The following is a 25,836-nucleotide window of genomic DNA, read 5'->3' on the forward strand; positions in this document are numbered from 1 at the left end:
TAGTATAGAAGGTAATATTATGTTATTTGTTTCCATGCTTATAATGGGCATGATAATCGGCTTTATTGGTATAGGTGGGGCCGGGATTACTATTGCCCTGCTCACTGTGGGGTTCTTGGTGCCTATACATACTGCTTTAGCCGTGGCTCTGTCTGCCATGGTCTTTACCACAATGTCCGGTGCCTACAGTCATTTTCGGGAGGGCAACGTCATACCTAAAACGGGAGCTGTCCTGGGTATCAGCGGCATGGTAGGTGCTTTTCTGGGAGCCAATGTATCCAATATTATTCCCTCAGATATTTTAGGGAAAATGTCCGGCTCCATTATGGTGTTGTCGGCAGTACTGCTGTATATCAAGGTATATCAGCCTGAATGGCTGAATAAGCACTTTCCTCCCCGGGATGGCCTGCTGGAAGGGCATAAGCTATACATTTACGGAAGCATAGCCGGGTGCGTCAACGGCCTTATCTCCGGTGCCTTCGGCATCGGGGCGGCCGCCTTTATACAGCTGACCCTTATGATAATCTTTGGAGTTCCTGTGCTGTACGCCATTGGCACCTGCATGATGGTTATTCTTCCAATATCCATCGCCGGTGGAATGGGCTATTTCCTTAACGGCCAGCTGGACCTTATGATATTCATCCAGACTCTGGTGGGCCAGTCCGTGGGAGCTTATCTCGGAGCCAAGCTAACCCGCCTCGCTCCCCGTCCAATATTGAAATTCTTTATGGTAGCCATGTCCGCCTCCGGTGGGCTGGTCATGCTGTTGTTGTACTAATTTAAAAAGACCTCCATTTTCATGGAGGTCTTTTAGTTTATTTAACAATATTTTTTATGATCCATTCCAGCAAATGCTCTTCAACACTACAGCCGATATGCTTGGCTATCTTTTTTGTGTCGGCATGGGCGTTGGCCGGGGCTATGCCGATGTCGGCGGCAGCCAGCATTTCGTTATCGTTAAGGTAGTCACCGCAGGCGATAATCTCGATGCCCGGCAGCTCTTCCCTGATAAAAGTCAGCATGGAACCCTTGGAAACATTCTTTGCCACGAACTCATAGTAGTTATCCTCAGAGTAAAAGCCGTTGCCCAGCTCTGCTACTCCCATTTTCTCTGCCAGTGCCACATATTTTTCCAAATGGGCGTGCTTATCGCAGGCAAAAAATTTCAGCCAAGGGGTCTTCACCGTATCTGTAAGCTGTTCCAGATCAGTGTGGGCATAGCTATAGTACTCCCGTGGCAGACGTGGATCGTCATTGGCCTCCGGGGTAATAATATGACAGTTGTCTGCAGTATAGACCTCCAGACAGGCTTCAGAAAAATTCTTTAGTGCCTCCCGGGCAAACTGCGGCCAGAGCTTCTGGCTGTCACCCGCCGTCAGGGGCAGGGTTTTGATAACCTTTTTCTTCTCCCAGTCATAAAGCATGGCACCATTAAAGAATACCGACGGTGCGTTGATTGGCAGCCCCTCCACATAGCCGGAGGCTGCCTCCGGGGTACGGCCGGTGGCAATGGCAAAACGTCCGCCCTCTGCCACAAAATCCGCAATGGCCGCTCTGTTTTCCGGGGAAATCACACCGCCCCGGGGAATCAAGGTGCCATCCAAATCCGAAATAATCATTTTACCTGTATATTTCCCCATAATCACAACTCCTTACAGTTTGATACCCACAGTTATTTCCTGCATAAATGCCTTTGGCGTAGTATGCAGATACTTTTTAAAGGCCTGGGTGAAATTCTTGTAATCACCAAAGCCCGTCTGCTCTGCCACCTCATATACCCTCCATGTGCCGGTCTGGAGCATTTCGATGGCCTGCTGCAGTCTGTACTGGGTTAAAAGGCCCCCGAAGGTCAGCCCAGTTTCCTCCTTTAGCTTACGGGAAAGATAGCTGAAGGAAACTCCCAGCTCCTCAGCAATGGTCTCACCGCTCAGATGCCCCTTAAAGCCTTCCTCAATGCGCTTCAGCACATTTTGTACATAAGGGTTGCCCGTATGATAAGCGGCCCGCAAGCCCTCATCCCAGGACAATTCCTCCTGCTTCTGCTTTTCCCGTTTTCCGTCAATTTTGGCCAGGGCATTGGTTAAATCCGCCTCATTGACCGGCTTAAGCAGATAGTCGGTAACATCCAGCTGCAGTGCCCGCTGGGCATAAGAAAAATCCGCATAACTGGTGAGATATATTATTTTGGCAGGATTTTCCGCTGCCTTCAGTGCCTCCGTCATGGCAATGCCATCCATCACCGGCATCTTAATATCCGTCAGTATCACATCCGGCTTGGTAGCCTCAATGACCTCCAGGGCCTCCTTGCCGTTGGCGGCCTCCCCCACCACCTTGGCCCCCATTTTCAGCCAATCGATGGTACACACCAGTCCACGACGGATTATTTCTTCATCTTCCACAATAACCAAATTAAGCATTTTTTTGCTCCTTCTTTGTCAGGGGCAGTCTCAGGCTAATTTCCGTGCCGCCATCCGGTGGACAGCTCAGCGTAAGGCCATAGTCAGTGCCATAGAGCAGCTGCAATCGCCGCTGCACATTAAAGAGTCCCCAATGTCCCGTATCATTTTCGCTGCTTTCCAAAAGATTGCGCAGCTGGGCAAGCTTTTCCTCCTCAATGCCCCGGCCAGAATCCTTCACCAGAACATGGAGCTGCCCGTCAATAACCTGCACCTGAAAGCTGATCCGCAGCTTGCCATCTTCATCTTCACCATATTTAATGGCATTTTCCAACAGCGGCTGAAACAGCAGCTTGGGAACAGCAGCTGAGCGTGCTGCCGATTCTATGTCGGCGTTAAATTCCAGACGGCTGCCAAAACGGTACTGCTGAATTTTCATGTAGCTTTCCAAATACTTTATGTCTTCTCTAAGCTCCACCTGCTGCCCACCACTGGTAATACTGTATCGCAACAGGGACGACAGGGCCATAATCATTTCCGTAGCCGCCCCAGGGTCCAAACGCACCATAAATTTTATATTTTCCAAGGTGTTGAATAGGAAATGTGGGTTAAACTGGGATTCCAGCTCCCGCAGCTCCGCAATGACAGTCAAGTCATCCACTGCCTGGGCCGTCATCTTGGTTTCCTGGGCGATGCTACGCATAATAAGCGGTACCATGAGCAGTATAACCAGCAGCATTGCCCCCACTCCTATGCCGTAACGCATAAGCAAGTCTGAAACTTCTGACACAGACTGGAGCCGATAGGTTTCATTGCCAAAAAATATATCCTGCTGAGATACATAGTAGATACCCTTGGAGCTTGATACCAAGCCATTGCGCTTATTGAGAAATTCCCCCTGCACCTTGCGGTGGTTTACTATCTTGTCAGCCGATTTAACCAACCGGGCATTATCGAGCCTATCAACTAAAATGATACCTGCCCGACCATCACCGGCCAAATGCTGCAAATACTCAGATGGCAGAATATAAATCAGGAAGCCTGCCACCTGGCCCTTAATACGAACAGCCTGTCCACAAATTAAATCCTGCCCGTCAGACTGTGGCAAAAATTCCAGCTGTGAAGCGTCTGGCCGATTATACAGCCGTGACCATATCCCCCAGTCACGTACCCCTGGCAGCAACTCTGCTGGCAGCTTGTCCTGGCTGCCTAAAATAAGCCTGCCCTGGATATCCAGCAGATAAAAATCCACGCCCCGATAGCCGGTATCATGGTATAGGCGGGCAAAGGCCTCCGCCCTTAGGCCCTTATCCGTCTCCCAAAGTGAAATATCCGGCACAGTCCCCAGAAATTCAGCTTCCACCTTGGAACGCTGCAAAAAATCCTGACTGACATTTGACAGGACATCTGCCGCCAGCTCCCGGGCTTCATGATTTACCTGGATAACAGCATGTCGCCAGCTGTCCAGCATTAACAACGACCCCAAAAAGACCATTACCAGCACAGGTACCAAAGCATACCAGGCCAAAGTCCGTTGCAGACGGGATTCCAAATAACGGTGCATGCGGGCCGCTCCTTTCGTTAAATATTACTACTTTATTATAACGCAATTGTGCAAATTTTTCTTCCAATTATGAAGATAATAAAATAGCGTGAAAAACCAGCTGTCCGTTCAAAAGAAGCTTTGGCTTTCCACGCTATTAAAGTACCTAAGTTACCTAGTATTACTGCACGCTGGTGAAGATATCTCTGAACTTATCCAGCCATGCCTTCTTGTTCTTGTTTACTACTTCCTCATCATCAGTAATGGACTTAATCTCATTCTTTGGCAACAGACCTACAGGAGCATCTACGTCATCGCGAACACTGCGACGATGGAGCTTCTGGGTAATCAGAGTCTGAGCTTCCTTGCTGGTGATAAAGTCGATGAACTTCTTGGCATTTTCCATGTGCTTAGCATTCTTGACGATATAAATACCATCTGGCTTGGAAATTACGCCTTCCTTCATGTAAACCAGCTTAACAGGTGCGCCATCAGCAACGTACTTTGCGCCGCCTTCTTCAAAGGTAAGACCTACAGCATACTCACCATCAGCAACTCCCTTGTATACAGCGGAGGAACCGGACAGCAGCTTGCCATCGAGGTTCTTGGCCAGCTTGGTCACATAATCCCAACCATTGTCTGGGTTGCCCTTGCCCATAGCATAGAGCATATTAATAATGTGCTCGTAGGAAGAAGAAGATTTGGAAGGATCAGCAAAAGCGATCTTACCCTTGAGGGCTGGATTCAGCAAATCCTCATAGCCTTCTACCTTAACATCACCGATCAGGTTAGTGTTAATCATGATAACACTTGGAATATCAGTGAAGCGGGTGATGGAGCCTTCCACATTCTTGAAATCCTTCTGAATGTGGTCTTCGTTTACGGAACGATACTCCTCAAAGAGAGCAGCCTTAGGCTTTACAGTGGAGAGAGAACCACCCCAGAAGATGTCGGCCAGTGGGTTGGCTTTCTCAGATTCCACACGTTTCAAAAGCTCCCCTGTACCGGCGGCTACTACTTCAACCTTTACGCCGCTCTGCTTCTCAAACTCCTCCACCAATGGGTTGATAAAGGCCAGCGGATGCGGGCAGTAAATAACAAGCTTGTTTTCTTCACTACCAGCGGCTTTCTCCGCTTCCTTCTTGTCACCACCGCCGCAACCGGCAAAGCAGGTGATGAGCATCGCCATGCCTACCAGCACGGCAATAAGTCTTTTCAGCTTCATAACGAAACCTCCTTAAAAAAATGTTATAACGTTATAACGTAACATCCCGACGGCCGGATACCTTGAAGAAGATAACCATGGCCGTGATGGTCGTTATCGTAAGGATAGTGGACAGGGCCGCCGCCGTACCGTAGCTGGCACGGATAACCTCGGTATAGATTGCAACCGACATGGTTTTCGTGGCTCCTGTAAAGAGGATAACCGATGAACTTAATTCGTTAATAGCCGTAATCCAGGAAATAATGGCACCACTCATAACGCCAGGCAACATCATTACTGCCGTAACCTTAAAGAAGGTCTTGAGAGGTGAAGCACCCAGGCTTATGGAAGCCTCCTCCAGACTCGGACTCAGCTGATAAAGAATGGCCGAGCTGGAACGAAGGGTGTACGGCAAACGACGGATAACCAGTGAAATAATGATGATAATCGCTGTACCCGACAGAAGAATAGGATCGTCATTAAAGGCCAGCAGCAGGGTAATACCAAGTACTGACCCTGGAATGATATAAGGGAACATGGTCAGGGTATCAATGATATCCGTGAGCCAGCTCTTTTTGCGGGTAGTCAGATAAGCCACTGTCATACCAAGGAACACAATCATGGCCATGGCTGCTGTACTGAACAAGTAAGTATTGCTAATGGCAGTCCCCAGGGAACCAAATATGGTGCGATAGCTGTCCAATGAATAGCCATCAACGAAAATGGCACCGTTGGTCTTAAGGAATGAAGTATAGATAACCACCATCTGTGGAATCATGGACAAAGCCACCAGCAAATAGATGCAAACATGCATGATGACATTCTTAATGCCCTTCATCTCCCCCACCGGCAGAGGACGCAGGGAACTCATGGTGAAGGATTTCTTATTTACGACATATTTCTGCAGCATGAAAATTGTAGAGGTAATCAATACCATAATGGCCGCCATGGCCGCTGCAAAGTTGGCCTGGTCACCAACCTCGTTGATGAACTCAGAGTAAATCATAACCGGCATAACGTTGAAGCCTTCACCAATCAGCATTGGTGTACCGAAGTCTGCCATGGCATTCATGAATACCATCAGGGCACCGGCAAGAATAGTTGGTGTAATCAGCGGCAGCATGATGGTAACTACTTTCTTGATACCGCTGCAGCCCAGACTCTCCGCTGCCTCAATCAAGGCCGAGTCGATATTTTTCATGGCTCCGGCCACATAGAGATAAATGAATGGATAGAGCTTCAGGGTCAGAACCAGCAATATTCCGGCAAAACCGTAAATTGATGGGAAATCTATACCCATGCTGGCCATCCACTGGGTCAATATACCGCTGCGGCCACCAATCAAGATCCAGGAATAAGCACCGATAAACGGTGGAGACAACAGGGAAATGATGATGCAGATTTCCACGATATTCTTGCCCCGAACCTTAAACAGGGTCATAAAGTAGGCCAGGGCCGTACCGATAACCACTGCCAGCACCGTCACACAAGCGGTGACGCTGAAGCTGTTAATCATGGACTGATAGTAATACTTCCTCTCAAAGAAGAGGGTGAAGTTACTCATGGTAAAGGCCCCGGTACTGGCATCCTCAAATGCACTGGCGAACAGGGAGAACAACGGATATATCAAAAACAATCCAAAAACCACAATGGAAAGCAGAGTAATCCATGCCCAAAAATCCCACTGGAATTTCTTATTCATTTTCCACCACACCTTCCATCAGGCTCTTGCTGCCATCTGCACGGAATACATTGATCTTGGCGGCATTAGGCTTCAGATAAACCGTATCACCAATTTCAAATACCTTTTCAGCATGACCCAAATCCTGGCTATACTCGATGGATGGTTGGTTTGGAACAAGCATATCCTCCGGGAAATCCAAGCCATAAGTGATGTATTTGCCCAGGAACACCTTAGTTTTTATGGTGCACTTTATTCCCTGTCCTTCACCCCGGATGGAAAATTCTTCCGGACGAACAGCAATAGTTACATCCTCACCAATTTTCCCCTCTTCGCTCAGAGTACTCATCGGCAGAACAAAACCATCTGCAAAAACAACTGCTTTGCCACCATCAGCTTCTTCTATCCGCCCCTTAAACAGGTTGGAATGACCGATAAAGGTAGCTACGAACACATTATAAGGTCTGGTATAAATAGTATGTGGGGTGCCAGTCTGCTGAATTACACCCTTTCTCATAACGGCGATTCTGTCGGAAATCGCCAGGGCTTCTTCCTGATCGTGGGTTACATAAACTGTGGTAATACCCACCTGCTTCTGTACCTCCCGGATAGCCGAGCGCATTTCCACACGCAGCTTGGCATCCAGATTGGACAGCGGCTCATCCATAAGCAGCACACTTGGATGAATAACAATTGCACGGGCCAGTGCTACACGCTGCTGCTGACCGCCGGACAAACGCTCCGGGAGCCTGTCCTGATACTCCGTAATCTGTACAACATCAAGAATCTTGTCTACCTTTTCCTTCATCTCTTCCTTGGACATATTGCGAAGCTTCAAACCATACTCCACATTTTCCCGAACAGTGAGATGCGGGAATATTGCATAGCTCTGGAACACCATGCCGATATTGCGCTTGTGAGCCGGAATATCATTAATAACCTGCTCATTGAAGCGGATCTGGCCACCCTCAATGGTGTTAAATCCGGCAATCATACGCAAAAGTGTGGTTTTGCCACACCCCGAAGGTCCCAACAAGGTGAAGAACTCTCCGTTTTTAATATTCTGGGTCAGCTGGGGTATAATAGTCAAATCCCCATACCGCTTAACCACTTTATCCGCCGTAATGGCAACACTCATTGCCCACTCCTCCAATCGAATTTCCTATTATTTATTGATTTATACATATTTTAACCCTCACAATAATACCAAACAAGCCAAAATATTGTATAAATGTCAGCAAAACTGAACTTTGTGTGAAAATTCAGTATAATTCGACACTATTTCGTCAAACGGCAAGGGGTAAAATTGGGCAACAAAAAACGCGGCCCAAAAGCTCTGTTGATCTTTCAAGTCGCGTTTTTATCTGTTTGGATATACCAATTTCGTTATTTCGTTAGCCATGTTCTGCAGGCTGACCTGTCTTTCCACAGCCCCCATATTAAAGGCTGCCTTTGGCATGCCATATACCACACACGAGGCCTCGTCCTGCCCCAGGGTTCTGGCGCCGGCCTGACGCATTTCCAGCAGCTTTGCAGCACCATCCACCCCCATGCCGGTAAGGATAACCCCCACCGCTTTGGGTCCAATAACCTTGGATACAGATTCAAAAAGCACATCTGCAGATGAAAGCACACCATGAATACGCTCCCCTGCCTTACAGGTGATGCGGATGGATGAAGGATTGCCGGATATGGACATATGCTTGTCCCCCGGTGCGATATATATGGTATTAGGCTTGGCATACTCGCCATCCACTGCCTCTTTTACCGCCAACTCACACTCTCTGTCCAGTCTGGCAGCAAAAAGCTTGGAAAATGTAGCACTGATATGCTGCACCACCATAACCGGAGGAAGAGGCGGCTTCAGCTTGGACAGAATCTCAGACAAGGCTTCTGTACCACCAGTGGAAGAGCCTATAGCTATAAGGCTGCACCAAGAGGATGGGGCTGAGGAGTATGATTCTTTTTTATCTGATATCTTCGATGCAAACAAGAAATCACATCCTTGGATTTAACTAAGAACAACACGGCAAGTTAAACATCATCCCTATCGTGGGAGCCAAGCTTCATAATAGTCTCCTCAATCTTATCCCTGTCTGTGTTTTCCTCAGAGAAAATAAGATTCAGTATGCCCAGCAGCCTCTCACCATCCCTGCGGATGATGTCCATGTATTCACTGATTTCTTCGTTACGCCTTGACGCTTCCTTGGCCGCCTTTGACTGTTCTATTATGTTTAATAAAGGTCCCCGGGCCACATCGTTTAACTGATGCCCCATGGCCTTAACTATTTTGCGTTCATTCTCGTAATGCTTTTCCCGAAGCTGCTGCTGCTTATCCATGCTCTTAAAGGCCATGACAAGCTCATCATTGGAGTCCAGCACCTTTAAGACCTCAGCCTGAGCATAATGAATTTCATCATTGGTGAAGGTCCGATAATTAAAGCTGTAAGCCATCTGCCGGGAAAAAATCTTACGCAGATTGGAAATGGTGAGTATAGGTTCAAAGAGCTCCTGGTCTTCACGGTACACGGCATTTCGCACAAAGTTATATATGTGGGTTTCATAATCGCCGCTGGCAAACTGCTCCCCAAATTTGTCCCGTACAAAACGGGCCATACGGTAGCTGCGGACCTGCCCCGTGGCAAGATTAACATAATAAACCCCTTGATAACTGTAGCACAAAGCATCAATAATCTTATTGCTCAGCTCCATCTCGGAACGGAGCTTCACCGTGCTTGGAATATTGTCCTTGTCCATAATAGACACACCCCTCTATACTACACTACTTCAATTATACAGGAGTATCAATTTAAGTACAATACGAAATATTATCAGAGTTTTGGGTAAAAAATATAAAAGTTCACCAAGTTAGCTATTTATAGCCAAAACCTTATCTGGGACTATAGTCTTATTTTTTTTGTCGTAATGGCCTATACCCAAAAATTCTCCACTGGCATAAACCCTAAGTATCTCATTTTCAGAATCGGAAGAAGCTGCCACAAAGGACCTGTCATCCGATGAAAGTCCATTGCAAAAGGCCTTTCGCCGCTTTGGATTAATATCATACCGCCTGATATGTCCAATGTATTCCTCGGAGCTCAGCAATGCCCTGTCCCCCAGCTCCTGCAATTCCTCAACGGACACCGCATCAGCCAGGCGGAATCTGCCCACTGCCGTCCGTATTAAAAATGACATGGTGGCCGGTATTCCCAGAGCCTGTCCCATGTCCTGGCACAACGAACGGATGTAGGTTCCCTTGGAGCAGTCCACATTAAAGAGCAGTGTTTTTTTTCCGTCATCCTTTTCAAGGAGCCTCAGGCTGTGAATCTCCACCTGTCTTGATGGAATATCCACGTGAATGCCCTGGCGAATCAAGTCACATGCCCGACGCCCATTAATCTTAATAGCAGAATGAGCCGGAGGCACCTGAACAATGGTACCGGTGAACTCCTTAAATACTTCCTCCACCCGCTCCACAGCAGGCATATCAAAGGAATCAACCCGTTCCAGGACCTTCCCCGTATCATCGCCGCTATCGGTCTCCACACCTAACAGCATCTCTGCCCTGTAGGACTTGCTTACATTGTCAAGGTATTCAATTAAACGGGCCGCCCTGCCCACTGCAATAGGCAATACACCCGCCGCACCAGGGTCAAGGGTACCCGCATGCCCCACATGCTTTTCGTGGAGCACACGGCGCACCAATCCCACTGCATCGTGGGAGGTCATGCCCGGCGGCTTTAGAAAATTAATAAAGCCTTCCATAAATACAAAAATCCTTATAACGCCATTGTTCAAATTTTTCTTCTTTAGAAGAAAAATCTTCCAATTAGCGTTTCAACGAGATGGGAAATATGCTTACCATCTGTTATAGTTTGTTTTCCCCACCTAAACATCTTTATCTCGTTATTCTGCAAGTGACTTTTCTATCTCTTTTAATATTTCTGCCTTGGCCTGGGCAAAAGGCTTTTCAATGGTACAGCCGGCAGCCCTGATATGGCCGCCGCCTCCAAGACCAACTGCAATATTTGCCACGTCTGTTTTCTTGGAACGCATGCTGACACGGCAAACTTCAGGCTCCACAGCCTTTAACAGCACTGCCACATCAACGCCATCAATCACTCTCACATGATCAATAAAGCCCTCAGTAGTTTCCAGTGATTCCGTCAGCTCATTGTCCAGAAACAGGCCGGCAACCCTGCCATCAGCATGAAGCTCAATGGTCTGCAGAGCCCTGGCCATACCCTGAACCACTGCAAAATCCTTGGTTTCAATAGCCTCAGAAATCATTTCAGGCCTGATACCGGTCTCCAGAAGCTCCGCTGCCGCCCTCATGGTATGAGGAGTAGTATTGGAATATCTGAAATATCCGGAGTCTGTGGCCAAACCCGTATAAATTGGTGTGGCGGAGTTTATATCAAACTCCACCCCCAATTCCTTGCCCAACTCAAAAATAATCTCACATGTGGCCGCACTTTTGGCATCAAGACAAAGGTAATCCGCCTTTTCGTCATTGGTGCGGTGATGGTCAATATTCAAGGTTGGCGCCTTGCATTTTTCAATTACAGTGCCCACCCGGTCCAGGCTGGCATCCAAAATAACCAGATAATCGGCCTCATAGCTTTCAGCCTCCGGTTTTTCTATTGTGTCTATGCCCGGAAGAACGCCAAGGAACTTTGGAAGGTCATCATCAATGAGGACCCTCACCTTTTTTCCCAGCTTTTCCAGCATAAACTTTAGCCCCAGACAGGAGCCAATGGCATCACCATCCGGATTGACATGAGCTGTCAATACCAGGCTCTTGGCGGCCATCAGCCTGTCTGCTGTTTCCTTTAAAGAAATAATCATAACATTATCCCTGTGTCTGCTCTTTTTCAATCTGCAAGAGCAGCTTCTGAATGTGATCGCTGTAATCCAATGATTTGTCCAGAACAAATTTCAGCTCAGGAGTTACCCGCAATCTGATGCGGTGCCCCACCTCACGGCGAATGAAGCCCAAGGAGCTGTTTAACCCGTTCCAGGTGTCCTCAATCTGCTTGTCATTGCCCATAATGCTGACAAACACCTTGGCAATGCTCAAATCCCGGGTGATTTCCACCTGGGTTACAGTAACAAAGCCAATGCGGGGATCCTTCAGCTCCTGCAGGATAATCTGGCTGATTTCCTGCTTCATAAGCTCCTGAATCTTTTCAATACGAAGCTGGCTCATATAAAACTCGCCCTCCTCATCAGTCCTTGTTCACATCATTGATGTTGGTCTCAATTTCTTCCATGGTATAGGCCTCAATAATATCGCCTTCACGGAAGTCGCTGTAATCCTTAATGGTAATACCGCACTCATAGCCGGCAGCCACTTCCTTGACTGCATCCTTGAAGCGGCGCAGATCCTCCAGCTCACCATCGAATACCTCAATGTTGTCACGAACAATACGGATCTTGGACTTGTTGGTAATCTTGCCCTCAAGAACGTAAGAGCCGGCTACCTTCAAGGTCTTGTTAAATACCATTACCTGACGGATTTCTACCTGGCCCTGGATAACCTCCTTAAACTTAGGAGCCAGCATGCCGGACATAGCATCCTTAACATCGTTGATAGCATCATAGATAACGCGGTAGGTGCGGATATCAATATCCTCACTTTCAGCAATGCGGCGGGCATTGGCATCAGGACGGACATTGAAGGCGATAATAAGGGCGTTGGAAGCTGTTGCCAGCATAACATCGGACTCATTAACAGCACCTACGCCGGAATGAATAATATTTACACGAACCTCGTCGTTCTTGTTGAGGCTCAGCAGAGAGCTGTTCAATGCCTCTACGGAACCCTGTACGTCAGCCTTAACCAGAATATTGAGGTCCTTCAGCTGACCCTCCTGAATCTGGTTGAACAGATCGTCAAGGGATACCTTTCTGGAATGAATGAGATCATTACGCTGCTTTTCGATACGCTTCTCAGCGATGGTACGGCAGAGCTTCTCCTCCAGTACAGCCAGCTCATCACCGGCGGAAGGAACGTCGTTAAGACCAAGTACCTCAACAGGAACGGAAGGACCAGCCTTCTTTACGTTCTCACCACGGTCGTTGGTCATGGCACGAACCTTACCATAGCAGGTGCCGGCAATAATGGAATCACCGATGTGGAGAGTACCATTCTGTACCAGTACAGTTGCCACAGGACCACGGCCCTTGTCCAGCTGTGCCTCGATGATGATACCACGGGCATCACGCTTAGGGTTGGCCTTAAGCTCCTGAACCTCAGCAACCAGCAGAACCATCTCCAGCAGCTCGTCAATGTTCATGCGCTTCTTGGCAGAAACCTCAACCATAATGGTGTCTCCGCCATAATCCTCGGAAACCAGGCCATGCTCCATGAGCTCATTCTTAACCCGCATAGGGTCAGCGCCTGGCTTATCGATCTTGTTGATGGCAACGATAATTGGCACCTCAGCAGACTTGGCATGGTTAATTGCCTCGATGGTCTGAGGCATTACGCCGTCGTCGGCTGCAACTACCAGAATTGCAATATCGGTAACCTGTGCACCGCGGGCACGCATGGCAGTAAATGCCTCATGGCCCGGAGTATCAAGGAATACAATCTTCTTGCCCTGGCACATAACCTGATATGCACCAATGTGCTGGGTAATACCGCCGGCCTCGGTGGAGGTAACGGCAGAGCTGCGGATGCAATCCAGCAGGGAGGTCTTACCATGGTCTACGTGACCCATTACAGTAACAACAGGTGGACGAATAACCAGAGTCTTAGGATCATCCTCGATCTCCGGAATCTCAGTAAGATCAACCTCAGGAGGAAGCTCCTCAACATTTACGCCGAACTCGGCAGCTACCAAAGTAGCAGTATCAAAGTCAATATCCTGGTTAATGGTAGCCATAACGCCCATGAGCATCAACTTCTTGATAATGTCGGCAGCAGTACAGCTGATCTTGCTGGCCAGATCCTTGACAACGATGGTCTCACCAACCTTAATCAGCTTAGGACGGGCGATTTCCATCTTAGGAGCTGGCTGCTGGCCCTTGCCGTTGCGGTTGTTCTTGTTGCCACGGAAGTTCTTGCCATTGCGGTTGTTGTTATTGCCAAAGCCGCCGCCATTCTTAAAGTTGTTATTTCTGTTGTTCTTGTTGCGATCCTTACCATTGCGGATATGATCATTATGCTCCATACGGTCATTACGCTCCATACGATTATTTCTGTCGTTTCTGTTGCGGTCATTACGCTCGTTACGCTCATTACGGTCGTTACGGCCGCCATCGTTCATTACCGGCATCTGTCTGCTCATATGTCCACCAGCCTTCTTGCCCTGCTGCGGACGGTTGTCAAAGCCGCCTTCATTGCGGTTACGCTCAAAGCCACCCTGGCCGCCATTATTCTTCCGCTCACCGTTATTGCGGTTGCGGTCAAAATTGCGATTGTTATGGCTGCCGTTGTTATTTACCGGACGTGGTGCACTGAAGCCGCCCTTCTTTACTGGCTGGTCGCCAGTCTTGGCCTCATGCTGCTTTTTCTGCTCCGGCTTGTGCTCAGCCCTGTGTTCTGGCTTTTGCTCCGGCTTATGGTCACTTGGCTTGCTCTCAGCCTTCTTTTCCGGCTGCTTTGGAGCCTTTGGTGCTTCTGCCTGTGGCTGTGGCTTCTTTGGTGCCTCAGCCTTCTTTGGAGCCTCGGCCTTTTTGGCCGGTTCACTCTTCTTCGGTGCAGCCGCACCCTTCATGGCATCCAGCACCAGCTTCTTTTCGCTGTCACTGATGGAACTGGAATGCTTCTTGCCGGTGATGTTATTCCGCTCTAATATCTCAATAATCTTCTTGTTCTCTGTATTTATTTCTTTTGCAAATTCGTGTATTCTCATCAATCCACCCCCGAATGACTATCTGTCTTCAAAGAGTTTGGATAAAGCATCTGCAAAGCCCTTATCCATTATGGCAGCCACCGCCCGGAAATCCTTTCCGATACAGTGACCAAGTTCTTCTCTGTCAAATAGATAATATACGTTAATTTCTGCATCATCCGCCATGTGCTGATAATTCTTTTTCGTTTCCTCTGAGGCATCCTCTGCCACAATCATCAGCAAGGCTTTTCGTCCTTGTACTGCCTTGGTTACAGCGAAGTCACCGGATACCACCTTGTTGGCCCGCTGTGCCATACTAAGCAGATTCAATATTTTCGTCTTGTCCATATTTATTCAAACAGCTGCTTTTCCAGCTCGTCAAAAATGTTTTTGTCCACCGTACACTTGAATGAACGGTCAAAACGGTGTTCCTTAACGGCCTTCTGGAAGCATTCCTTGTTGTTGCAGATATATGCTCCCCTGCCGGCCTTCTTGCCGGTTAAATCTATTGAAAACTCCCCTTCCGGGCTGCGTACAATACGCACCAGCTCCTTCTTGGGATGCTGCTCCTGACAGCCTATGCAAAGTCTGGTTGGAATCTTCTTTACTGTTGCCATATCTGTCACCCTTGCTTTTCTTACTCTTCCTCAGCCTCGAACTCGTCATCGGCGAAGACATCCAGATCCAACTCCTCTGTCTCCTCATCGTCAAAGCCAAATTCCTCAGCCTGGGACTCGCTCTTGATATCGATCTTCCAGCCGGTGAGCTTTGCAGCAAGGCGGGCATTCTGGCCTTCCTTGCCGATAGCCAGGGACAGCTGATAATCTGGAACAATCACCCGGGAGAGCTTTTCCTCCTCGTTGATGGCTACGGATACAACCTTGGCCGGGCTCAGTGCGTTGGCAATCAGCTGAACAGGGTCATCGCTCCATTTTACGATATCAATCTTCTCGTTGCGAAGCTCTTCTACAATAGCCTGTACTCTTGTACCACGAGGGCCTACACAGGAGCCTACTGCATCAATGTTCTCATCCTCGGCATAAACTGCAATCTTGGAACGCATGCCAGGCTCACGGGCTACGGACTTAATCTCCACGTCGCCGTTCTGAATCTCAGGAACCTCCAGCTCAAAGAGACGCTTCAGAAGTCCAGGGTGGGTACGGGATACCAGCACCTGTGGACCCTTGCTGGTGTTCTTGACCTCGATGATCAAAGCCTTGATACGGTCATTTGGTGCATAGCTTTCATGAGGAATCTGCTCGCTGGCACCGAGAATGGCCTCGGTCTTGCCAAGATCAATGTACACGTTCTTGTTCTCTACACGCTGTACCACACCAGTGATGATATCATTGGCACGGTTTACATACTCGCTGAAAATAATACCTCTCTCAGCCTCGCGAATAGCCTGTACAACTACCTGCTTTGCATTCTGGGCCGCAATACGGCCGAAGTTTGCCGGAGTAACCTCCTCCTCCAGGGTATCACCTACAGCATAATCAGCAGACTTCTGCTGAGCCATGGCCAAGGAAATCTGGGTAACAGGGTTCTCCACCTCATCCACAACTTCCTTGATGGCATATACATGATATTCGCCAGTCTGACGATCCAGACTTACACGGCAGTTAGCCTCATTGTTGTAATTCTTCTTATAAGCAGAAGCCAGTGCCTTGTCAATGGCATCAAACAGGATTTCCGGGGCAATGCCCTTCTCCTTGCCTAAAACCTCTACTGCCTCCATAAAGCCTGTATCAGCAACAGCCGCAGACTTGCTCTTCTTTAATTTGGTAGCCACTAAATAACCTCCTAGTTTATCTGACTTGTCAAAAATCTATATGCAAACGAACCTGAGCAACATTGTCCATTGGAATTACCTGCTCGTCGATGGTCACATTATCGCCATCATAGCCGTTCAATACGCCAACCAGCACCTTATTGCCGTCCTGTGCGGCATACAAGGTAACATCTACCTTCTTGCCCTGCTCCCGCTTGAAGTCCTTTTCCTTCTTCAATTCACGGTCAAGGCCTGGAGAGGACACCTCCAGCATGTAGGCTCCCTTGATGACATCCTTTTCATCCAGAATGTCTCCAAGACGTCCACTGAGCTCCTGGCAGTCATCTATCTCAATGCCGCCCTCTTTATCAATGAATACTCTAAGGTACCAATCCTTTTCCCGGACGTACTCCACCGCCACGAGCTCAATGTTGGTGCCTTCAAGCAGTTCTTCAACTATTTTTTCCACCGTATCCTCGATAAGTTTACTCATACGCGGACCCCCTTTTCTGTAAAGCAATTTTTAATCTTAAACATAAGACAAAAGAGCGGGTTTGCACCCACTCTTTAAAAATCAACTCATTATTAAAGGTATTTTAACACAGCCATCGCCGTTTGTAAACACATTCTACACTATTTTTTACTATATTGCAAACCATTCTGTGAGTTTGTGTTTAAGTGCCAAAATTGGCGAATGAAAAATCATTTTGGGGCCACTGTACCGCATTATCATCCGTATGCGTTCCCGACGATTAGGGGCAAAGCAATGGGTATTGCAGGCGCTGCAAAAGGTCTTCTCCTCCATGCGCGGACAGGCTGCAACCCGCTTCTCAACATAATCCAGAAGCTCCTGGCATTCAGAACAAAGATTAATACCATCAGTCTTATGAATATCCCGGCAATATATACCAATCATTTCAGTCACAGTTTTCAGTTCCTGCGCACGCTTATGCTGTAGCTTGTCCATATTGCACCTCCTATGACTGAAAATTTAATCACCATTGTTCTTCCTTATTTTACTCTAAATAAGGATACTTGTTTAGACATAGGGGGTATTTCTAACTGAAGTTTAATATTTTAATGTGTTTCTAATATTTTACTTGCCTGCCGCCAGTATTTCCCTGTCGTAATCCTTGTCATCAAAGATACGCGGCCGCAGTCTGTTGAAGCTCTGGCTGATGATACTCTTGGTAGGGTCAAAGTCCGCAGTGTGAATATCCGCAATATCCAGCACCGTATGAATCATATCATCAGTCATATAAGGATTGTTGATGGCCTCCTGGATCAGGGCCCACTTCTCAGGATGGTTCTGCTTGAACTTCTCCGAAGCCCACATAATCAGCGGTACCTCAATCATGTGACGGCTTGGGTTCTCCTCGATGTGACCGTTGACACCGCCCTCATCATACACCGCCTCGCCGTGGTCAGGCAGATAAATAACTATGGTATCGGAATTAATTTCCCGGAATTTGTCAATAATGCCGCTGACAATATAGTCATTATAGAACAGGGCATTATCATACTGGGCAATAACCTGCTTCTGGTCATCATTGTACTGGTCGCCCTTGATGCTGGCCTCAGTAAACTTGGTGAACTCATAAGGATAACGGTTGTAATAGGCCAGATGGGCTCCCATAAGATGCACCACAAAGAAATTCTTGGTGCTGCCGTTAATATCGGCAATGGCATTATCCACCAGCGGGAACAGCTCCCCATCAACCCGGCCTTCATCCTCCTTGGAATCACGAATCTGGGTATAGTGGCTGACATTACTGTGAGCAGCATAAATCTGGGCCACGTTGCCCCAGATGCCGGAGCTCTCCTGATTGGACAGCCAGTGGGTCTTGTAGCCGGCGGCATTCATAATATCAATAAGATTATTGTATTCATACCAAGGCTTCTCGGACTCATGGTCACAGAAGGTAAATATCTTGCTGAGGGACGCCACCGTAGTGGAATGGGCACTTACCACATCCCTAAAGAATACAATCTCGCCTTTTTTTGCCATATCATCAAGATTTGGCGTATTCTCCTGACTGTAGCCATAGAGATGCATATGGTTGCGGTTGGTAGACTCACCCAAAATAAATACAATATTGGTAATCTTTCCCTCATTCCGGGTCAGATGAATATCCACATCCAGCTTGGCCTGCAGCTCCTGATAGGCCACATGGTTTTTCCACGCTGTGCTGGTGGCACCCATAAGCCTGGTCAACGGAGTAAGATTATCCCCGCCAAACATGATTCCCGGATAGGCAAAGCACATGTAAATGGCATAGCATGAAGAAACAGCCATTACAATGCCCGCAATAACCTTCTGGGATATGGCATCAGCCTCCAGCCTGCGCCAAGGCTTATATCTCACCAGATAATACATCACGGCAGCGATAACGATGGCAAGAATACCACCCTCTACACCCACAAAGGTGTTGATAAATTCCGCCGACTCCTCCGGATTGGTTTCAAAGAGGGAATTAATGGTGCCCACTCCGGTGAGAGCACCGTACTGGTACAGTACAAAGGCCTCGATAACAAAGGCCGCAAACAGCACGCTCCCCAATATGCAGCGGATTATTTTACAGGCCTTCGGCACGAAGAGCCATCTTGTAATAAAGGTAACAAACAAAGCCCCCAAAAGCCCCGTAAAGGCCATGGACATTACAAGGTCAGTTTTTCCCGCCATGCCCCACTTAATAACCTGGGTGGAGCAGCTCAGCAGCCAAAACAGCATAAAGCAGCCAAAATCCTGGCGCACCAGGTCTGCCACATCCTGTAGGAACGCAGCTATTTTATTTGAAAAGGATTTCTTTTCCACCTGTTGCTCCTCCTTATAACTGGTCCATCATACGATGAGTCTGAGGAATAATCCGTACATCATGAAGGCTTTCCAGTGCCTGCTGCTGAAGCTCCAGCATCTGCTCCGGCAATGCGGCCTCCACCCCATTCAGCGGAGTAACCGGCTGTAAAATCAGCAGGATATCCGGGTCCACCCCGGCCACCAAATCCACGGCCTTCTGGAAGTCATCCATGTTAATATCCCCGGAAACTACCAGCTTAACATATACGTCCTTTGCCCTGGCAATCTCCAAAAACCTTCTGTGGTCATCCCAATGGTCCTCTCCGGTGGCCTGAGGCAGCTTTATATCCATGCTGATAATATCCACCATATCAATGACACGGGCCAGCCTGTCCGGCAGGGTGCCATTGGTTTCCAGCATCACCTTGGTGTTGACCATTGGCAGCAGCTCCTGCAGAAAAGCAGAGTGAAGCAAGGGCTCTCCCCCGGTAAAGCTGATAGCCTGATGAGGCAGCTCCATGGTAAAGCGGTTTATATATGCTGCCACCTCAGTTGGCTCCAGAGGATTTATGGCATCATGAAATTTTCTTGACCCCGGAAAGGTCTCAACGCCACAAATCGGATGGGTGCCGGCCTGGTTTTCCGTATCACAGTATTTGCAGTTTAAATTACAGCCCTCAAATCGTACAAAGAGCTGACGGCAGCCCACATAGCGGCCCTCACCCTGCACGGAGGAAAAAATTTCTATAAGATTTGCGTTCATAATTTTCCCTTAGTCCAAAGAGTATATCACGGAAGATTTAGGGGACTCCCAAACCTGAATATGCTTAAGCTTTACATTATCATTGAAGAACTCCGCCTTGGCCATTTCCTCATAAATGTACTGGGCCAGATGCTCCGCCGTAGGATTATGGCCGTCAGCAAAGGCAGGCAGCTCGTTAAGATACTGATGATCCAGGGTCTCCAAAAGGTCCCGCAGACGGCCCTTAACCACCTTAAAATCAACCAGCATGCCCAAGTTATCCAGCTTTGTTCCAATTACAGCCGCCTCAACGGTCCAGCTATGGCCATGGAGCCTGTCACACTTGCCATTGTAGCCAGCTACTCTGTGAGCCGCCTCAAACTCGGCACTTACATGTATTTCAAACATAAATTGTCTACCTCCAACATAATGGAAACCCCTTCATTGCCAACGCAGCTGAAGGGGTATTTTTCATCATTTTCGGCCGTCAATAAACTGATCGTAGCTTACAGCCTGTGTATGCTTGGTGTGAGCCCATTCATGCTCGTTGCGGTGAATGAAGCCCAGGAACACGATTGGCAGCCAGGAATAAATAAACACCTGATAAAGGGGTATATACAGCCAGGCCTTCCACTTGGCATTCATCTTGATGAGGATAATCATTGGCAGCAAATACTGGATAATGGTTATGGCCGTCATCAGATGGTTTGGCATAAAGGCATAAATACTGGTGTAAATCTGCTGGCCATAAATCTGCTGAATATAGCCCATGAGAATAAAGAAGGCTGTAAACATCAGGAAATATGGCTGAATAAGGTAGAGACAGCCGTCCAGAATAGGAATACTGCGTTGCTTGATACCCTCCTTCAGCAGTTTAGGAATAAAGCGGTGTGCCACATCAAACTGACCCTGGGCCCAACGCTTTCTCTGATACCAGGACTGCATGAAGGTCAGCGGCTTCTCGTCGTAGATGATGGCATCCACTGCCCAGGTGGTCTTGATACCCTCCACCAGTGACTTCATAGTAAACTCCATGTCCTCTACCAGACAGTTGGCACGCCAGCCATGACGCTTCAATACCTCGGTGGTAATACACATACCGGTGCCACCCAATACAGCAGACAGACCCAGATTGGTCTTGGCCTGATGAATCAGATAGTCAATAACCCAGAAGGACAGGGCAAAGGTAGCGGATACCCAGGAATCGTATGGATTCTTGGCGTCCAAAAAGCCCTGAATAATCTTGGCACCCTTCATAAGGTGATGGTTCATTTCAATGAGGAAGCGTGGATGAACCAGATTGTCTGCATCAAAGATACAAACCGCATCGTATGGCTTCTCCATATCCTTTTCCATATCAAAGAGCTTGGCAAACATCCAGTCAAGAGCATAGCCCTTGGTCTTTCTCTCAGGATCAAAGCGCTCGCAGACAATAGCACCAGCCTCACGGGAAACCTTGGCAGTATCATCTGTACAGTTATCGGCAATTACATAAATATCATACAGCTCTTTAGGATAATCCAGCTCCTGAAGATTCTTAACGAGATGACCAACCACGGCCTGTTCATTATGGGCCGCAATCAGGCAGGCAAACTTCTTTTCCGGGGTTGTAATCTTTTTCTCTCTGAACACCACCAGCCCAAAGAAGCCAATAATAAAGAAATATATAGTGAAACAGAACAGGAAAACCTGTAATGGAATCATTATTATATCAAGTGGATAAAACATTAAATTTTTTCTCCTTTATGACAGCATAAGTATCCAGCTTATTTGCTGCCGGAAATAAGATTAATACTGTGGTTTACAATACCAAAAACCGCATAAGACGCAAAAATGCCGAACAGAACAGCATAGCCTATTCCATCAATGCCCAGCCAGAGTATAGCTGCAAATACAGCTGCCGCAACGACCTTGGCCACCAGATTCATCTTCTCGCCATCACCCTTGAAATCAGGATAATGTACGGTGCTGACCATGAGATATGCCACTACCATGACAATAACAGGATATGCATAGGATATTTCATCCAGATTATAGCCCACAGCATTAATAAGCAGGGTGGATGTAGCAATAAGACAGCCACCGGCAGGAATAGCCAGGCCCATGAAATAACCATGAACCACCGTGGTATTTACATTGAACCGGGCCAGACGCCACATACCGCAAAGGGCAAAGAAAATAGCCGCAATGCAGCCAAAAATACCGAAATCAGCCAGCTGAAGCCTGTAGGCCAGCATGGCAGGAGCGGCACCAAAGGAAACCAGATCACACAGGGAGTCCATTTCCTTGCCCAGCTCGGAGCTGACCCCAAGAGCACGGGCAGTACGGCCATCCAGTCCGTCAGCCACCAATGCCAGCAAAATACATACTGCAGCGGCTGTCAGATTATCATTGAATGTACACAAAATGGAAATCATTCCAAAAATAAGATTACTGGAAGTAAACGCATTAGGAATTACAGATTTGCTCATTAGTCCTTAATCCTCCCCACAATGGTCTCTCCTCCATGAACCTTGTCACCCTTCTTCATAAGAACCTCGACGTTCTTAGGTACCACGATCTCAGTACATGAAGCAAATTTAATAAGACCGTATACATCGCCCTTCTCCATCTTGTCATCCAGGGTCACCCAGGAAACAATGCGACGGGCCAAAATACCTGCAATCTGAGTTACAGTCACCTTTAATCTGTCATTTTCAATACCAATCATGTGACGCTCATTCTCAAAGCCCACCTCATCCTTGTACGCAGGCTTAAAACGACCGCAGACATACTTCTGGGTCTTGATTTCACCCGCAATAGGACTGCGGTTCACATGAACGCTAAAAATGGACAGGAAAATAATAACCTTGGTACCAGGACCCTTTAAAAAGTCATCATATTCCACATCCACCACATCCTGCACTGTTCCGTCAGCCGGAGAAACAATCAGATTCTCATCTGCGGGAATAACACGGTCAGGATTTCTGAAAAAATATGTAAAGTATACTGCCAAAATTCCTGGTACTACTGCACCCAGCGGTCCCAGCAGCAAGCCCAGGAAGGCAGCAACAGCCAAAGCTCCGAAAATGAAAACGTATCCTTCTCTTACAATATGGAATTTACCCAAATTTTGCACCTCCTGATAACATATTTATACGAGAAAAATAGCTTTAAACTGGAATAATTATATTCCAGCCATCAGCCCTTGTCTACTCATTATTTTTTGCTTCCCATAACCTTAAACACGAATTTTGGAAGTGCCATAAGACGACCGATACGGCTTGGCTGCTTCAGTCCACGGAAAAGCCACTCCAGCTTTGCCTTCTGCATCCACAGCGGAGCCCGCTGCATAACACCGGCCATAACATCAAAGGAACCGCCTACGCCAATGGAAACCGGAACCTCCAGCTCCTTCATGTGGGCATAGAGCCATTTCTCCTGCTTGGGAACACCCAGGGCCACAAACAAAATATCCGGCTTTGCCGCCTTGATATCAGCAATAATCTGTGGCTCGTCATCAGCTGTAAAGAAGCCGTTGCGTGTACCCACTATATTAATGCCGGGATACCACTCCTCTGCCTTCTTCTTTGCCAGATCCGCTACCCCAGGGGCAGAGCCAAAGAAATAAATCCGCTGGTTTTTCGACGGTGCCAGCTTCATGAGCTCCTGGGACAAATCATAACCGGCCACACGCTCAGGCATTGGATGCCCGAGATAGCCGGCAGCCCACACGGTGCCCGCTCCATCAGGAACCACCAGATCAGCAGCATTCAAAATGGTTTTAAGCTCCTCATCGTAGGTAGCCCGCATTATCATTTCTGCATTTGCCGTGGCAATAAGGGTACTCTCACCTTTTTCAATGAAGCCCTCAACAGTTTCCACTGCTTCGGCCATGGTTGGAGAGTCTACCTTTACCCCAAGAATATCAACCTTATCAAAAGACATTAGTTGCCTCCTAAATTTCAAAAATACAAATTTCATTGTAACACAAAAGTATAAAGAAGGCTATAGGCAAACATGAGAAAAGGGACTGCTTTGCGGTCAGCCCCTTTTGCATTAAATCAATTTAATGATTAGTCTTCCTTAATCTTTTTCTTTACGTGGGTACGGATGGAAAGCTCCTTCAGCTGCTTCTCATCAACCTCGGAAGGTGCCTGGCTCATTACGTCAGATGCACTCTGGGTCTTAGGGAAGGCGATAACGTCACGGATGGACTTTCTCTTGGCCATGAGCATAACCAGACGGTCAAGACCAAATGCCAGGCCGCCATGAGGTGGAGCACCATACTTGAAGGCATCCAGCATGAAGCCGAACTTGTCATGAGCTGCCTCAGGAGTCAGGCCGATAGCCTCGAATACCTTTTCCTGCAGGTCGTTCTGATAAATACGGAGGGAACCGCCACCGATTTCCACGCCGTTAAGAACCATATCATAGGCAATAGCCTTAACCTTGCCAGGATCAGTGGACAGGAACTGAACATCCTCATCACGAGGTGCAGTGAATGGATGATGCATTGCCTTCCAACGCTTATCCTCTTCGCTGTATTCAAACATAGGGAAATCAACAACCCACAGGAAGCTCAGCTTATCAGGGTCAATAAGGCCACGACGACGGCCCATTTCCAGACGGAGCTCACCGAGAGCCTGGGCTACTACCAATGGCTTATCAGCAATTACCAGCAGCAGGTCACCAGTCTTGGCACCGGTAGCCTTCTTGATTTCCTCGAAGGTTTCATCAGAATAGAACTTCTTGAATGGAGACTTAACGCCCTCTTCAGTGTACTGAATCCAGGCCAGGCCCTTGGCGCCATAGCCCTGTACGTACTGAACCAGACCATCCAGCTCACGGCGTGGAATGTTGGCATAATCCTCAACATTGATAACCTTAACCTGGCCGCCGTTCTCCAGAACAGAAGAAAATACCTTAAAGTCAGAGCCCTTAACATACTCGGAAATATCCATGAGCTCCATGCCGAAACGGAGATCCGGCTTATCGGAGCCATAACGCTCCATAGCCTCATCCCAGGTCATGCGCAGGAATGGAGCAGGAATCTTGGTATCAAGAGCCTTCTCAAAAATCTCACCCATCATGCCTTCCATCATGGTCAGGATAGTCTCCTGGTCGATGAAGGACATCTCAATATCCAGCTGAGTGAACTCTGGCTGACGGTCAGCACGGAGGTCCTCATCACGGAAGCAGCGAACAATCTGGAAGTACTTCTCAAAGCCGGAGAGCATGAGAATCTGCTTGTAAATCTGTGGAGACTGTGGCAGAGCATAGAACTCACCTGGGTTCAGGCGGCTTGGTACCAGGAAGTCACGGGCACCCTCAGGGGTGGATTTGCAGAGCATTGGAGTCTCAATCTCCAGGAAGCCGTTGCGGTCAAAGTAGTCACGCATAACCTTGGTTACACGATGACGGAGCATGAGGCACTTCTGCATCTCCGGACGGCGCAGGTCGAGATAACGGTACTTCAGACGAAGCATCTCATCTACCTCAATACCATCCTGAATGTAGAATGGAGGGGTCTTGGCCTTGTTGAGGATACGGAGCTCCTTAACTACAACCTCGATCTCACCGGTAGCCATGTTAGGGTTTACGGTCTCCTCGCTGCGGGCACGAACATCACCACGGACAGCCAGAACGAACTCGCTGCGGATGGTCTCAGCCTTGTGGAAGGCCTCCTCACCAATAGCAGCCTCATCAAATACGATCTGAACCAGACCGGAACGATCGCGGAAATCAATAAAAATCAGACCACCATGGTCACGACGGCGGGAAGCCCAACCGCAGAGAACAACCTCACTGCCTACATTATCCTTGCGCAGCTCACCGCAATGGTGGGAACGCTTCAAACCTTCTAAAGTATCCATTTAATC

General features: G+C 48.0%; 26 protein-coding genes. 1 reads left to right on the forward strand and 25 read right to left on the reverse strand.

Translation table 11 applies throughout. The features are described from left to right. Positions 1-19: 19 nt before the first annotated feature. Positions 20-778 (forward strand): sulfite exporter TauE/SafE family protein, encoded by a 759-nt coding sequence (locus tag D081_RS06715; protein ID WP_085023413.1) that lies wholly within the window; start codon positions 20-22, stop codon positions 776-778. Positions 779-815: 37 nt separating this feature from the next. Here the strand turns inward: D081_RS06715 and D081_RS06720 are convergent, their stop codons facing one another. From D081_RS06720 to aspS, 25 genes are all read right to left on the reverse strand, one after another. Continuing rightward, a complete protein-coding gene (locus D081_RS06720; RefSeq protein WP_085023414.1) occupies positions 816-1,640 on the reverse strand; it encodes an HAD-IIB family hydrolase in 825 nt (274 codons plus the stop codon). A 12-nt stretch (positions 1,641-1,652) separates the two neighbouring features. Next, entirely contained in the window at positions 1,653-2,417 is a 765-nt protein-coding gene (locus tag D081_RS06725) for a response regulator (protein WP_085023415.1), read from the reverse strand. Beyond that, positions 2,410-3,960, reverse strand: a complete 1,551-nt coding sequence (locus D081_RS06730) for a sensor histidine kinase (RefSeq protein ID WP_085023416.1) — start codon at positions 3,958-3,960, stop codon at positions 2,410-2,412. The genes D081_RS06725 and D081_RS06730 overlap by 8 nt, the downstream gene beginning before the upstream one ends. Positions 3,961-4,120: 160 nt before the next feature. After that, positions 4,121-5,164 (reverse strand): ABC transporter substrate-binding protein, encoded by a 1,044-nt coding sequence (locus tag D081_RS06735; protein ID WP_085023417.1) that lies wholly within the window; start codon positions 5,162-5,164, stop codon positions 4,121-4,123. Between the two features lie 31 nt (positions 5,165-5,195). Further along, positions 5,196-6,845: an iron ABC transporter permease gene (locus tag D081_RS06740; RefSeq protein ID WP_085023418.1), complete on the reverse strand. Its 1,650-nt coding sequence runs from the start codon at positions 6,843-6,845 to the stop codon at positions 5,196-5,198. Next, positions 6,838-7,962, reverse strand: a complete 1,125-nt coding sequence (locus tag D081_RS06745; protein WP_085023419.1) for an ABC transporter ATP-binding protein — start codon at positions 7,960-7,962, stop codon at positions 6,838-6,840. The genes D081_RS06740 and D081_RS06745 overlap by 8 nt, the downstream gene beginning before the upstream one ends. A gap of 222 nt (positions 7,963-8,184) precedes the next feature. Then, positions 8,185-8,817 carry a CheB methylesterase domain-containing protein gene (locus D081_RS06750; protein WP_198941964.1) on the reverse strand — a complete coding sequence of 211 codons (633 nt, stop codon included), beginning with the start codon at positions 8,815-8,817 and terminating at the stop codon, positions 8,185-8,187. Between the two features lie 41 nt (positions 8,818-8,858). Further along, complete coding sequence (locus D081_RS06755) at positions 8,859-9,581, reverse strand: hypothetical protein (RefSeq protein ID WP_085023420.1); 723 nt, start codon at positions 9,579-9,581, stop codon at positions 8,859-8,861. A gap of 111 nt (positions 9,582-9,692) precedes the next feature. Then, positions 9,693-10,589 (reverse strand): tRNA pseudouridine(55) synthase TruB, encoded by an 897-nt coding sequence (truB, locus tag D081_RS06760; RefSeq protein WP_085023485.1) that lies wholly within the window; start codon positions 10,587-10,589, stop codon positions 9,693-9,695. 141 nt (positions 10,590-10,730) lie between these two features. Next, on the reverse strand, positions 10,731-11,672 hold the full coding sequence (locus tag D081_RS06765; protein ID WP_085023421.1) for a bifunctional oligoribonuclease/PAP phosphatase NrnA: 942 nt from the start codon (positions 11,670-11,672) through the stop codon (positions 10,731-10,733). 4 nt (positions 11,673-11,676) lie between these two features. Next, complete coding sequence (rbfA, locus tag D081_RS06770) at positions 11,677-12,033, reverse strand: 30S ribosome-binding factor RbfA (RefSeq protein WP_085023422.1); 357 nt, start codon at positions 12,031-12,033, stop codon at positions 11,677-11,679. Positions 12,034-12,052: 19 nt separating this feature from the next. Then, on the reverse strand, positions 12,053-14,686 hold the full coding sequence (infB, locus tag D081_RS06775; RefSeq protein WP_085023423.1) for a translation initiation factor IF-2: 2,634 nt from the start codon (positions 14,684-14,686) through the stop codon (positions 12,053-12,055). A gap of 18 nt (positions 14,687-14,704) precedes the next feature. Beyond that, entirely contained in the window at positions 14,705-15,013 is a 309-nt protein-coding gene (locus tag D081_RS06780; protein ID WP_085023424.1) for a ribosomal L7Ae/L30e/S12e/Gadd45 family protein, read from the reverse strand. Positions 15,014-15,015: 2 nt separating this feature from the next. Continuing rightward, positions 15,016-15,282 carry an RNase P modulator RnpM gene (rnpM, locus tag D081_RS06785; RefSeq protein WP_085023425.1) on the reverse strand — a complete coding sequence of 89 codons (267 nt, stop codon included), beginning with the start codon at positions 15,280-15,282 and terminating at the stop codon, positions 15,016-15,018. A 20-nt stretch (positions 15,283-15,302) separates the two neighbouring features. Continuing rightward, on the reverse strand, positions 15,303-16,403 hold the full coding sequence (gene nusA / locus D081_RS06790) for a transcription termination factor NusA (protein WP_085023486.1): 1,101 nt from the start codon (positions 16,401-16,403) through the stop codon (positions 15,303-15,305). An 82-nt stretch (positions 16,404-16,485) separates the two neighbouring features. Further along, on the reverse strand, positions 16,486-16,929 hold the full coding sequence (gene rimP, locus D081_RS06795; RefSeq protein ID WP_085023426.1) for a ribosome maturation factor RimP: 444 nt from the start codon (positions 16,927-16,929) through the stop codon (positions 16,486-16,488). Positions 16,930-17,079: 150 nt separating this feature from the next. Then, positions 17,080-17,403, reverse strand: a complete 324-nt coding sequence (locus D081_RS06800; protein ID WP_085023427.1) for a nitrous oxide-stimulated promoter family protein — start codon at positions 17,401-17,403, stop codon at positions 17,080-17,082. A gap of 129 nt (positions 17,404-17,532) precedes the next feature. Next, on the reverse strand, positions 17,533-19,251 hold the full coding sequence (locus D081_RS06805; protein WP_233127446.1) for a phosphoethanolamine transferase: 1,719 nt from the start codon (positions 19,249-19,251) through the stop codon (positions 17,533-17,535). Positions 19,252-19,264: 13 nt separating this feature from the next. Beyond that, positions 19,265-19,996: a 7-carboxy-7-deazaguanine synthase QueE gene (locus D081_RS06810; RefSeq protein ID WP_085023428.1), complete on the reverse strand. Its 732-nt coding sequence runs from the start codon at positions 19,994-19,996 to the stop codon at positions 19,265-19,267. 9 nt (positions 19,997-20,005) lie between these two features. Next, positions 20,006-20,383 (reverse strand): 6-carboxytetrahydropterin synthase QueD, encoded by a 378-nt coding sequence (gene queD / locus D081_RS06815; RefSeq protein ID WP_085023429.1) that lies wholly within the window; start codon positions 20,381-20,383, stop codon positions 20,006-20,008. A gap of 66 nt (positions 20,384-20,449) precedes the next feature. Then, positions 20,450-21,703 carry a glycosyltransferase family 2 protein gene (locus tag D081_RS06820; RefSeq protein WP_085023430.1) on the reverse strand — a complete coding sequence of 418 codons (1,254 nt, stop codon included), beginning with the start codon at positions 21,701-21,703 and terminating at the stop codon, positions 20,450-20,452. A 38-nt stretch (positions 21,704-21,741) separates the two neighbouring features. Then, the gene (pssA, locus tag D081_RS06825; RefSeq protein WP_085023431.1) at positions 21,742-22,446 is read right to left on the reverse strand and encodes a CDP-diacylglycerol--serine O-phosphatidyltransferase; all 705 of its coding nucleotides are present in this window, start codon (positions 22,444-22,446) and stop codon (positions 21,742-21,744) included. Further along, complete coding sequence (locus D081_RS06830; RefSeq protein WP_085023432.1) at positions 22,446-23,084, reverse strand: phosphatidylserine decarboxylase; 639 nt, start codon at positions 23,082-23,084, stop codon at positions 22,446-22,448. The genes pssA and D081_RS06830 overlap by 1 nt, the downstream gene beginning before the upstream one ends. An 89-nt stretch (positions 23,085-23,173) precedes the next feature. Then, positions 23,174-23,902 carry a WecB/TagA/CpsF family glycosyltransferase gene (locus tag D081_RS06835; RefSeq protein ID WP_085023433.1) on the reverse strand — a complete coding sequence of 243 codons (729 nt, stop codon included), beginning with the start codon at positions 23,900-23,902 and terminating at the stop codon, positions 23,174-23,176. A 128-nt stretch (positions 23,903-24,030) separates the two neighbouring features. Next, the gene (gene aspS / locus D081_RS06840; RefSeq protein WP_085023434.1) at positions 24,031-25,830 is read right to left on the reverse strand and encodes an aspartate--tRNA ligase; all 1,800 of its coding nucleotides are present in this window, start codon (positions 25,828-25,830) and stop codon (positions 24,031-24,033) included. Positions 25,831-25,836 lie beyond the last annotated feature (6 nt).

This window comes from Anaerovibrio sp. JC8, from assembly GCF_002100115.1.
Classification (GTDB): Bacteria; Bacillota; Negativicutes; order Selenomonadales; family Selenomonadaceae; genus Anaerovibrio.